We start from the raw sequence: 11138 nt of genomic DNA, 5'->3' as shown, positions 1-11138 counted from the left end.
TCGATGTAGGTGACGTCGGCCGTGGCCGGGTCGGTCATGATGGTCGCGGGGTTGCTGTTGATCAGCACGACCTTGTAGCCCTCTTCGCGCAAGGCCTTGCAGGCCTGCACGCCGGAGTAGTCGAACTCACAGGCCTGGCCAATGATGATCGGGCCGGCGCCGATGATGAGGACGGTTTGTATGTCGGTTCTTTTGGGCATGGGGTTCGCGTGGTGTTGCGCCGGCTCTGGCTCTCAGGCCTGGCGCTGGGTGTTCAGTGTGTTCAGCAAGGCTTGCAGTCGCTCGGCCGGCACGTTTTTCTGCATCAGCTGCAGCAGGCCGTCGCCTTCGATCAGGGGACGCAGCACCTCGACTTCAGCGTCGTAAAAGCGTGCGTCCCAGGCCGCCAGTTCGGTGTTGAAGGTCTCGTCGTCCCAGGTCTTGCCCTTGGCCAGCAGCGTCACCAGCGGCATGGCCTTGTTTTCCAGGAACGCCTTGCGGTAGGGCTTCTGCGCCCAGCGCTGGGCAAACCAGTCCTTGTGCGGCGCCTCCAGCGTCAACATGCGCTTGCCGATGGCTTTTTCGATGGCGAACACGGGGAAACTGAAGAGCTTCATGGCGGCGGCCTCAGGCGGTGGTGCTCACGCGGGCCTGCATGAGATCGATGAATCGGTCGAACAGGTACCCGATGTCGTGCGGGCCGGGCGAGGCTTCCGGGTGACCCTGGAAGCAGAAGGCCGGCTTGTCGGTGCGGGCCAGGCCCTGCAGCGTGCCGTCGAACAAGCTGACATGGGTGGCGCGCAGCGTGGCGGGCAGGTTCTTCTCGTCCACCGCAAAACCATGGTTCTGGCTGGTGATGGAGACGCGGCCGTTGTCCAGGTCTTTCACCGGGTGGTTGGCACCGTGGTGGCCGAACTTCATCTTGAAGGTCTTGGCACCGCTGGCCAGTGCCAGGATCTGGTGGCCCAGGCAGATACCGAAGGTGGGCACGCCGGCGTCGATGATCTCGCGCGTGGCCGCAATGGCGTAGTCGCAAGGCTCCGGGTCGCCCGGGCCGTTGGACAAGAACAGGCCACTGGGCTTGAGCTTGAACACGTCGGCAGCGGGCGTTTGCGCCGGCACCACCGTGATCTTGCAGCCGCGCTGCGCCAACATGCGCAGGATGTTGTTCTTCACGCCGAAGTCGTAGGCCACCACGTGGAAACGTGGCGCGATCTGTTCGCCGTAGCCAAAGCCGAGTTGCCACTCGGTCTGCGTCCACGAATAGGGCTCGGTGGCTGAAACCACCTTGGCCAGGTCTTGACCGGCCATGTTGGGTGCGGATTTCGCGGCGGCCACAGCGGCGGCCCGGTGCGCCTCGGTGATCGCTTCGCCCGCAGGCAGTGCGACGATGCAGCCGTTCTGCGCGCCGTGGGTGCGCAGGCGGCGTGTGAGCGCGCGGGTGTCGAGGTCGGCGATGGCCACGGTGCCCTCGCGCTGCAGGTAGTGCGAGAGGGTTTCGGTGCTGCGGAAGTTGGAGGCCAGCAGGGGCAGGTCTTTGATGATCAGGCCAGCAGCGTGGATGCGGCTGGCTTCGACGTCTTCGGCGTTGATGCCGGTGTTGCCGATGTGCGGATACGTGAGTGTCACGATCTGCTGGCAGTAACTCGGATCGGTGAGGATTTCCTGGTAGCCGGTGAGTGAGGTGTTGAACACCACCTCACCCGTGGTCTGACCGGTGGCGCCGATGGAGACGCCTGTAAAGACCGTGCCGTCGGCGAGCGCGAGAAGGGCTTTCGGGTGGACGGGAAGCACGGATGGGACTCCAGAAGTGGGGCGAAACGCTGGCCACCGGCGGTTGGTGCCGCGCAGGCTTCGCACCCGCCCTGCTCCTCATCGTGTGAGGGGCTGGAACGGAAAAAACCTGGGGTGAGGAACCGGGGTGAGCGCGCGTGTCGCTGATTGCGGGTAAACCCCGGAATTATATGCTGCCCCCGAGGGGGCTGGGCCTGCCTTGGGGCGGCCCGGCGGCTGGCACGCTGGCCCTTGCTACCGGGGTGACACCGCGCTCGCGTGAAGACAGATGGCCGCGGCAGCGGCCACGTTGAGCGACTCTTCACCGCCCGGCTGCGCGATGCGCACCGACTGCGTGGCCATGGCCTCCAGTGCCGAACTCACGCCCTGCCCCTCATGTCCCAGCACCCAGGCACAAGGCCAGGGCAAGGCAGCTTGGTGCAGCAGATCGCCCTGGTGCGAGCTGGTCACCAGCAAAGGCACGTCCAACGCGCCCAAATCGGCGACCGACAAGCCTTCAACGAGGCGCAAGGCAAAGTGCGCGCCCATGCCGGCGCGCAGCACCTTGGGCGACCACAGGGCGGCCGTGCCCTTGAGAGCCAGCACCTGGCCGAAGCCGAAGGCCGCAGCACTGCGCAGGATCGAACCCACGTTGCCGGCGTCCTGGAGACAGTCCAGCACCACGGCGGCTTGGCCAAGGTCCAGCCCGGCGGCCTTGGGCAGGTCCCACACGAAGCCCACACCAGCCGGCGACTCGAGCCCGCTGATGGAGGCCATGAGCGCGCGCGGAACGGTCACGTTGTGATCGGACGCATCGCGCAGATCGTGCGGCGCCTGCACCCAAAAATCATCGGTGAACACGGCCATGGCAGGGCGGTGACCTCGTGCCAGCAACGCGCGGCAGAGGTGATCGCCCTCCAGCCACACCTGGCCCTGCTTGCGGTAGGCGGTGTTGTCCTGCGCCAGCACCCGCAGGCGTTTGAGCAGCGGGTTGTCGCGCGAGGTGATGACGTTGGGTTCGCTCATGCGGGTGCGTTCTGTTCCTGGTTGGCGAGGGCCAGCGCCCGGGCGACGGGTGCAAACGAGCGCCGGTGCGCGGGCAAGGCCCCATGCGCCTGCAGCGCGCGCAAATGTTCCGCCGTGCCGTAACCCTTGTGACGGTCAAAGCCGTACTCGGGATGAAGTTGATGCAATTCGCACAGCATGCGGTCGCGCGTGACCTTGGCCAGGATGGAGGCGGCGGAAATGGACGGCACCAGTGCATCGCCCGAGACAATGGCCTCGGCCAGCACATCCAGCGCCGGCAGGCGGTTGCCGTCCACCAGCACCTTGGTCGGCTTCAGGCGCAGGCCCAGCACCGCGCGGCGCATGGCCAGCATGGTGGCCTGCAGGATGTTGAGCTGGTCGATCTCCTCCACCGAAGCCTGCGCGATGCTGCAGCACAGCGCCTTGGCGCGGATCTCGTCGTACAGGCGCTCGCGGCGCAGCGCGGTGAGCTGCTTCGAATCGGCCAGGCCTTTGATGGGCTTGAGATCGTCCAGGATCACGGCCGCGGCCACCACCGGCCCGGCCAGCGGACCACGCCCGGCTTCGTCCACGCCAGCCACCAGCCCGGGCACGTCCCAGATCAGTTGGGCCTGCTCAGCCTTCAAGAACTTTTTCGATCGCATCGGTGGCCAGTTGGGCAGTGTCGCGCCGCAAGGTGTGGTGCAGCACCGAAAAGCGCTGCTGCAAGGCCTCGATTCTCTCAGGCGCGTCCAGCCAGTCCAGCACGCTTTGAGCCAGTGCCTCGGAAGACGCGGCCTCTTGCAGGAACTCGGGCACCACGAACTCGCCGCACAGGATGTTGGGCAGGCCCACCCAGGGCTGCAACTGCTTGCGCCGCATGATCTGCCACGACAACCAGTTCATGTTGTAGGCGATCACCATCGGACGCTTGAACAGTGCAGCCTCCAGCGTGGCGGTGCCGCTCGCGATCAGGGTCACGTCGCAAGCGGCCAGCGCGGTGTGCGACTGGCCTGCGATCACCTGCAGCTCGGCACCCAGGCCCGCGCTGCGGGCGGCCGCCTCGATGCGCTCGCGCAGCGCCGGCACCGCCGGCACCACAAAGCGGATGCCAGGGCGCGCACTGCGCAAACGAACAGCGGCTTCAAAGAACACCTGCGCCAGGTACTGCACTTCGGAAGCACGGCTGCCGGGAAGGATGGCGATCACCGTGTCCTCTTCGCGCAGACCCAATGCGAGCCGGGCTGCGGTGCGATCCGGCGCCAGCGGAATCACGTTGGCCAGCGGATGGCCCACATAAGTGGCGGGAATGCCGTGCCGGGCGAGCAGCTCGGGCTCGAACGGGAAGATGCACAACACATGGTCGGCACTGCGCCGGATCTTCTCCACACGCTCAGCGCGCCAGGCCCAGATGGAGGGGCACACAAAATGCACCGTCCGCACCCCGCCCGCCTTCAGGTTGGCTTCCAGATCCAGGTTGAAATCGGGTGCGTCGACGCCGATGAACACGTCGGGTCGGTCGGTGGACAACAGGCGCTGCTGCAGTTGCGCGCGGATACCGACGATCTCGCGGTAGTGGCGCAGCACCTCCACGTAGCCGCGCACCGCCAGCTTCTCGCTGGGCCACCAGGCCTTGAAGCCTTGAGCGGCCATCTGTGGGCCACCGATGCCGAACGACTGCAGATCGGGCCAGCGCTGACGCACACCACCCAGCAACAAGCCCGCCAGCAGATCGCCCGACGTTTCGCCCGCCACCAGGGCAAAACGTTTTGAAGCGCTCATGTCGGGATCAACGCACGATGCCGCGCTGGGGCGACACTTGCCCGAGGAAGTCCAGCATCATGGCCACGTCGGGTGCAGCTTCAGGCGTCTTCTCGGTCAATGCGCGAATGCGCTCCACCGATTGCTCGAGCTTGAGGTCTTCGCGGTACAGCGCCTTGTGCATGCTCTTCACGGCCGCGATGCGCTCGGGCGAAAAGCCGCGCCGGCGCAGCCCTTCAAAGTTCATCGAACGCGCCTGGGCCGGCTGGCCTTGGCACATCACGAACGGCGGCAGATCAGCGAACAGGAGGGAACACATGGCGGTCATGGCGTGAGCGCCGACGCGCACAAACTGGTGCACAACAGTGAAGCCACCGAGGATCACCCAGTCGTCGACCACCACATGACCCGCCAGCTGCGAGTTGTTGGCAAAGATGGTGTGGTTGCCCACCACGCAGTCGTGCGCGAGGTGCACGTAAGCCATGATCCAGTTGTCGTCGCCGACCTGTGTCACGGCGCGGTCACCGGGTGAGCCGATGTTGAAGGTGCAGAACTCGCGCACGGTGTTGCGGTCACCAATCACCAACTCACACGGTTCGCCCGCGTACTTCTTGTCCTGCGGCACCGCGCCGAGCGAGTTGAACTGGAAAATGCGGTTGTCGCGACCGATCGTGGTGTGGCCTTCGATCACGCAGTGCGCACCGATGGTGGTGCCCGCACCGACCTTCACGTTCGGGCCGATCACGGTGTAGGGGCCGACCGAGACCGAGCTGTCGAGTTCGGCGGCCGGGTCCACCAGCGCGGTGGGGTGGATCAGAGACACAGAGCGCCCTTCCCCACCGTCAGGCGATGGTGCGCATGGTGCACATCAGCTCGGCTTCACACGCCACCTGCTCGCCCACGCGTGTGACGCCCTTGAACTTGAAGATACCGGCCTTCATGCGGTCCAGCGTCACGTCCATCACCAACTGATCACCCGGCTCCACAGGGCGCTTGAAACGCGCACCGTCGATGCCGGCGAAGTAATACACCGTCTTGTCGTCGGGCGTCACGCCCAGCGTGTCGAACGCCAGGAGGGCAGCAACCTGCGCCATGGCCTCCAACATGAGCACGCCCGGCATCACCGGGCGGTGCGGGAAATGGCCCACAAAAAACGGCTCGTTGATGGTCACGTTTTTCAGGGCCTTGATGCGCTTGCCTTTTTCGACCTCGAGCACGCGGTCCACCAGCAGGAACGGGTAGCGGTGGGGCAGCTGCTTGAGAATCTGGTGAATGTCCATCATGGCTTTGTGTTGTTCTGGAGGGCTTGTTCGATCGCATTTTCGGCGGCCTTGAGGCGTTCGCGGATGCGGTTGAGCTGCTTGAGGGAAGCGGCGTTTTTTTCCCAGGTCGCATTGTCGTCGATGGGAAACATGCCGGTGTAGTGGCCGGGCTTGAGCAGGGAGCGCGTGACCACCGAGGCCGCCGACACGTGCACGCCATCGGCGAGCTTCAAGTGCCCCAGCACCACGGCGCCACCGCCGATGGTGCAACCCGCGCCGATGGTGGCACTGCCCGCCACACCCACGCACCCGGCCATGGCCGTGTGGGCACCGACATGCACGTTGTGACCGATCTGGATCAGGTTGTCCAGCTTCACGCCGTCTTCGATCACGGTGTCGTCCAGCGCACCGCGGTCGATGCAGGTGTTGGCGCCGATGTCGACGTCGTTGCCGATGCGCACGGCACCCAGCTGTTCGATCTTGATCCAGGCCCCTTGGTGCGGTGCAAAGCCAAAACCGTCAGCACCAACGACCACACCGGAATGGAGCACACACCGTTCACCCACGGAGCAACGCTCTCCCACGGTCACACGGGGGTGCAACACGGTTTGCGTCCCCACCTGCACATGGTCCCCGAGCACGCAGTGCGCACCCACGCGCGCACCGGCACCGATGCGAACACCGGCACCGATCACCACGAATGCACCGATGTCGACATCTTGAGCCAGTTCAGCGGTGGGGTGCACCACCGCGGTCGGGTGTATGTCCTCTGGTGGCTCGGCGGTGTGTTCGCGCTTCCACCATTGGGTGAGACGGGCGAAATACAGGTAAGGATCGCTGGTGACAATGCACGCACCGCGCTCACTGGCCGCACCGCGCAACGAGGGCGGAACGATCAGACAGGCAGCGCGTGTGGTGGCGATCTGGGCCGCGTAACGAGGACTGGCGACGAAGGCCAGGGAGTCGAGCTCCGCGGTGGCCAGCGGGGCCAACCGTTGGATGGCGGTGTCGGGTGCGCCGACAAGCTCGCCACCGAGGGCTTCGACAATGGAGCCCAGCGGCCGCGACACACCCGGACCCTGCGGCTTACTTGCTGCCGTTCAAGCCGCTGAGCACCTTGTCGGTGATGTCGTGCTTGGGGTTGATGTAAACGGCCTCCTGGATGACCAGGTCGAACTTCTCGGCCTCGGCCACCTGGCGGATCACGCGGTTGGCGCGCTCCAGCACGCTTTGCAGCTCTTCGTTTTTGCGCATGTTCAGGTCTTCCTGAAACTCACGCTGCTTGCGCTGAAAGTCACGGTCCTGCTCGACGAGTTGGCGCTGGCGCGTGGTGCGCTGGCCTTCGGGCAAGGTCGGGGCCTCGCGCTCGAACTTCTCGGAAGCGGATTTCAGCTGGGCGGCGAGGCCCTGCACTTCTTTTTCGCGCCGGGAGAACTCCTGCTCCAGCTTGGTCTGGGCGGCCTTGGCCGAGTTGGAGTCGCGCAGGATGCGCTCCAGATTCACAAAACCGATGCGCAGGTCTTGCGCGGCGACGCCGAGCGTTGCGAGCCCCAAGGCCACGACAACGAGCGTCTTGCGGTTGAACAGGCTGGATAGTGTCTTCATCAAAAGGAGGTTCCGATCTGAAACTGGAATTTCTGGATTTTATCGCCGGTGAATTTCCGGATGGGATTGGCGATGGCGAATCTGAGCGGGCCAATGGGCGAGATCCAGCTCAAGCCCAAACCGACCGAAGCGCGCAGATCGGTGGCGTTCACACGCGTGTCGTTCTCACCGAAGACGTTGCCGATGTCCACGAAACCGAACATGCGCAAGCTGCGGTCGTTACCGGCACCGGGGAAAGGCGTGATGAACTCGGCGTTCAAGGCGATGCTGCGGTTGCCGCCGATGTTGACGGATTCCGGGGAACCGGTGACGGGCGACACCGGTCCGAGCGTTCCTTGCTCGAAACCACGCACCGAGCCGAGGCCGCCGCCGAAGAAGTTCTTGAACACAGGATATGGACGACCGCCCAACCCTTTGCCGAAGCCCAGTTCGCTGTTCAAGGCCAATGTGTACTGCTTGCTCAGCGGGAAATACTGCTGGAATTGGTAATTCGCTTTGACGTAGCGGGCATCGCCGGCCACACCCAGCTCGGTGTTGAAGCGTTGCAGGCGACCTCGCGTGGGCACAAGCGCGCTGTCGCGTGTGTCGCGAGCCCAACCCACCGTCAAGGGCACGGTGTTGCTGGTTTCGCCAAACTGATTTCTGTAGTCCTGGTAGGCGACCGGCAAGAAAATCCCCGGTTCGATCGTCGTCTGCTCGATACCCACGCCGAAGAACACCGTGTCGGCTTCGGTGAAAGGCACGCCAAAACGGATCGATGTGCCTTTCGTGATCAGGCGGTAGTCACCGGTTTCGGACTGGGTGTCGTAAGGGCGCGTCGTGCGGTAGTAGGCGTCGATGCTGCGCGAGATGCCGTCGGGCGTGAAGTACGGGTCGACGGTGCTGAGCACCAACTGGCGGTTGAACTTGCTGGTGTTGATGTCGATGCCGAGGTAGTTGCCAGAGCCGAAGACGTTTTCCTGGCGAATGCCCGCGATGATGGACAGCTGTTCAGCCTGCGAGTAGCCTGCACCCAGTGAAAGGTTGCCCGTGGGCTTCTCCGCCACCGAAATCGTCAGGTCGACCTGGTCGGGCGAGCCCGGCACCTGTTGGGTATCGACACCGACTTCGGTGAAAAAGCCCAAGCGGTCAACGCGATCGCGCGACAGGCGGATGCGATCGCTGTCGTACCACGCCGATTCGAGCTGGCGGAATTCGCGGCGCACAACTTCGTCGCGCGTGCGGTTGTTGCCTTCCACGTTGATGCGGCGCACGTAAACCCGACGGGCCGGCTGGCCGCGCACGATGAACGACACCCGTTTGTTGACACGATCAATCTCGGGCGTGGCTTCCACCTGAGCGAAGGCGTATCCAAAGGCGCCGAAATAGTCGGTGAAGGCCTTCACCGTGCTCGTGACGTCTTCGGCGTTGTAGGCCTCACCGGCACGCAAGGTGATGAGCGACTTGAACTCTTCTTCCTTGCCCAGGTACTCACCTTCCAGCGCCACCGACGACACCACGTAACGGTTGCCCTCGGTGATGTTCAGGGTGATGGACATGTCCTGCTTGTCGGGTGAAATCGCGACTTGCGTGGAATCGATGCGGAATTCAAGGTAGCCGCGTGTCAGGTAGTACGAACGCAGGGTTTCGATGTCGGCGTTGAGTTTGGCGCGCGAGTAGCGGTCCGACTTGGTGTACCAGCTCAGCCAGCCGCCGGTGTCCAGATCGAACAGATTGCGCAGCGTGGACTCGGAGAAGGCCTGGTTGCCCACGATCCGGATGTCCTTGATCTTTGCAATGTCGCCCTCGACCACGCTGAAGTTGAGGTTGACGCGGTTGCGCTCGCCAGGCGTGACGGTGGTCACCACCTGGGCGGCGTACATGCTCCTGCTGATGTACTGGCGCTTGAGCTCCTGCTCGGCTCGGTCGGCCAGTGCTTTGTCAAACGGCCGGCCTTCGGTCAGGCCGATGTCGCGCAGCGCCTTGGTGAGCACCTCGTTGTCGAATTCTTTAATGCCGGAAAAGCTCACGTCGGCCACCGTGGGGCGCTCTTCGACGATGACCACCAGCACGTCGCCGTTGATCTGCAGGCGGATGTCGCTGAACAAGCCCAGGCCAAAAAGCGAGCGGATCGCTGTCGAGCCTTTGTCGTCGCTGTACTGATCGCCGATCCGGAACGGCAACGATGCAAACACGGTGCCGGGCTCGACCCGTTGCAAGCCCTCGACCCGGATGTCGCGCAACGTGAAAGGGTCGACCGCCCAGGCGGGCAACGCGCTCAGCAAGGCGGCCGCGAGCGCTGAAAGGGTCAGGCCACGCAGACCGTTTTTGTTTTTTGTCATGAGGAAAAGTGTTCAGCCAGCCAAGCGGGCCACATCATTGAACAAGGCAACGGACATGAGCGCCATGAGGACCACGACACCACCGCGCTGCAGGCGCTCCATCCAGACGTCAGATACGCTGCGACCGGTGACACCCTCCCAAAGATAATACATCAGGTGCCCTCCGTCCAAGACCGGCAGCGGGAGCAGGTTCAGCACGCCCAGACTCACGCTGATGAGGGCCAGAAACAGGATGTAAGAGGTGATGCCCAGGCTGGCGGATTTGCCCGCGTAATCGGCAATCGTGAGCGGACCGCTCAGATTCTTGATGGAGGCTTCTCCAATCACCATGCGCCCCATCATCTTGAGCGTGAGCCACGAGACCTCCCAGGTGCGGACCACGCCCTTGAGCAGGCCGTCAACCGGACCATGGCGCACCGTCATCATGTCCGGCGCGGCACCGATGTAGGCGCCCACGCGGCCCACCCACGCGTCGCCTTGCCTCTCGGGAACAGGCTTCAGCGTCAGGGTGATTCGCTGACCGTTGCGGTCAACAGTCCATTGCTGCTCACGGGCTTCACCCGCGGGTCCGGTCGAAGCCCGGATGAGCGAACGCAGCCGCTGACCGTCAGGGACGGCAGCACCGTCGACACTGCGCACGGTGTCCCCGGCGCGCAGGCCGGCGGCCGCTGCAGCGCCGCCCTCCATCACCTCACCGACCACCGGTTGGGTCCATGGGCCGGTGATGCCGATCTTCTGAAACAGCGATGCATCGGCTTCGCGCACATCCAGGCCGGCCAGCGGCAAAACGATCGAGCGCGGTGCGCCGCCTTCTTCGTTGCTCACGCGCAGCGTCATGTCTTCGTTGGACAGCGCCGCCTGCGTCAGGCGCCAACGAAGATCTTCGAACGAGCCGACATCCGCCAGGTTTTCCTCGTCGGGCCCGGCCTGCGACACCCATTCACCGCCGCGCAGGCCCGCTGCGTCGGCCAGTGACCCGATGGCAGGACTGGCCAGCACGGGCTTGGGCTCTTCGACACCGCTCCAGTTGACCACGGCGTACAGCGCAACCGCCAGCAACAGATTGGCCGCCGGACCGGCCGCCACGATGGCGGCGCGCGAGCGCAAGGGCTGCGTATTGAAGGCCAGATGGCGCTCGGCCGCTTCAACCGGCGCCTCGCGTTCGTCGAGCATGCGCACATAGCCCCCGAGCGGCAGGGCGCACAACACAAACTCGGTGGGGCTGCCTTTCTTGCGCCAGGTCAGCAGCGGCTTGCCAAACCCGACAGAAAACCGCAACACCTTGACGCCGCATGCCACAGCCACGCGGTAGTGGCCGTATTCGTGCACAGCGATCAGAAGGCCAAGGGCGACCACAAAGGCAACTAAAGTGAGCATGGTGGGCGGGTCGTGAAGTGGGTGAACGTCGCTTCATCGCCTGCGGGCCGGGCGA

General features: G+C 64.4%; 12 protein-coding genes. All 12 read right to left on the bottom strand.

The genetic code is table 11. The features are described from left to right. The coding region (locus tag Q1W68_RS06785; RefSeq protein WP_300715939.1) for a hypothetical protein at positions 1-200 on the bottom strand (200 nt) is incomplete at its 3' end. A 33-nt stretch (positions 201-233) separates the two neighbouring features. Beyond that, complete coding sequence (locus tag Q1W68_RS06780; RefSeq protein ID WP_300715938.1) at positions 234-596, bottom strand: hypothetical protein; 363 nt, start codon at positions 594-596, stop codon at positions 234-236. A gap of 10 nt (positions 597-606) precedes the next feature. After that, a complete protein-coding gene (gene carA, locus Q1W68_RS06775; protein ID WP_300715937.1) occupies positions 607-1773 on the bottom strand; it encodes a glutamine-hydrolyzing carbamoyl-phosphate synthase small subunit in 1167 nt (388 codons plus the stop codon). 234 nt (positions 1774-2007) lie between these two features. Then, a complete protein-coding gene (locus tag Q1W68_RS06770) occupies positions 2008-2778 on the bottom strand; it encodes an RNA methyltransferase (RefSeq protein ID WP_300652163.1) in 771 nt (256 codons plus the stop codon). Beyond that, on the bottom strand, positions 2775-3422 hold the full coding sequence (rnhB, locus tag Q1W68_RS06765) for a ribonuclease HII (protein ID WP_300661232.1): 648 nt from the start codon (positions 3420-3422) through the stop codon (positions 2775-2777). Before rnhB ends, Q1W68_RS06770 begins: the two co-directional genes overlap by 4 nt. Then, positions 3394-4539 (bottom strand): lipid-A-disaccharide synthase, encoded by a 1146-nt coding sequence (gene lpxB / locus Q1W68_RS06760; RefSeq protein WP_300661229.1) that lies wholly within the window; start codon positions 4537-4539, stop codon positions 3394-3396. The genes rnhB and lpxB overlap by 29 nt, the downstream gene beginning before the upstream one ends. A gap of 7 nt (positions 4540-4546) precedes the next feature. Continuing rightward, positions 4547-5341: an acyl-ACP--UDP-N-acetylglucosamine O-acyltransferase gene (gene lpxA / locus Q1W68_RS06755; protein WP_300655549.1), complete on the bottom strand. Its 795-nt coding sequence runs from the start codon at positions 5339-5341 to the stop codon at positions 4547-4549. Between the two features lie 19 nt (positions 5342-5360). Then, a complete protein-coding gene (gene fabZ, locus Q1W68_RS06750) occupies positions 5361-5801 on the bottom strand; it encodes a 3-hydroxyacyl-ACP dehydratase FabZ (protein ID WP_300655551.1) in 441 nt (146 codons plus the stop codon). Next, the gene (lpxD, locus tag Q1W68_RS06745) at positions 5798-6850 is read right to left on the bottom strand and encodes a UDP-3-O-(3-hydroxymyristoyl)glucosamine N-acyltransferase (RefSeq protein ID WP_300655552.1); all 1053 of its coding nucleotides are present in this window, start codon (positions 6848-6850) and stop codon (positions 5798-5800) included. Before lpxD ends, fabZ begins: the two co-directional genes overlap by 4 nt. A 16-nt stretch (positions 6851-6866) precedes the next feature. Continuing rightward, positions 6867-7385, bottom strand: coding sequence for an OmpH family outer membrane protein (locus tag Q1W68_RS06740; RefSeq protein ID WP_300655554.1), 519 nt, complete (start codon positions 7383-7385; stop codon positions 6867-6869). Next, complete coding sequence (gene bamA / locus Q1W68_RS06735; protein ID WP_300655556.1) at positions 7385-9706, bottom strand: outer membrane protein assembly factor BamA; 2322 nt, start codon at positions 9704-9706, stop codon at positions 7385-7387. Before bamA ends, Q1W68_RS06740 begins: the two co-directional genes overlap by 1 nt. Before the next feature lie 12 nt (positions 9707-9718). After that, entirely contained in the window at positions 9719-11083 is a 1365-nt protein-coding gene (gene rseP, locus Q1W68_RS06730) for an RIP metalloprotease RseP (protein WP_300655557.1), read from the bottom strand. Between the last annotated feature and the right edge of the window lie 55 nt (positions 11084-11138).

This window comes from Hydrogenophaga sp. (assembly GCF_030158645.1).
In the GTDB taxonomy this organism is placed as follows: domain Bacteria; phylum Pseudomonadota; class Gammaproteobacteria; order Burkholderiales; family Burkholderiaceae_C; genus Hydrogenophaga.
This window is presented reverse-complemented; position numbering and strand designations above follow the sequence as displayed.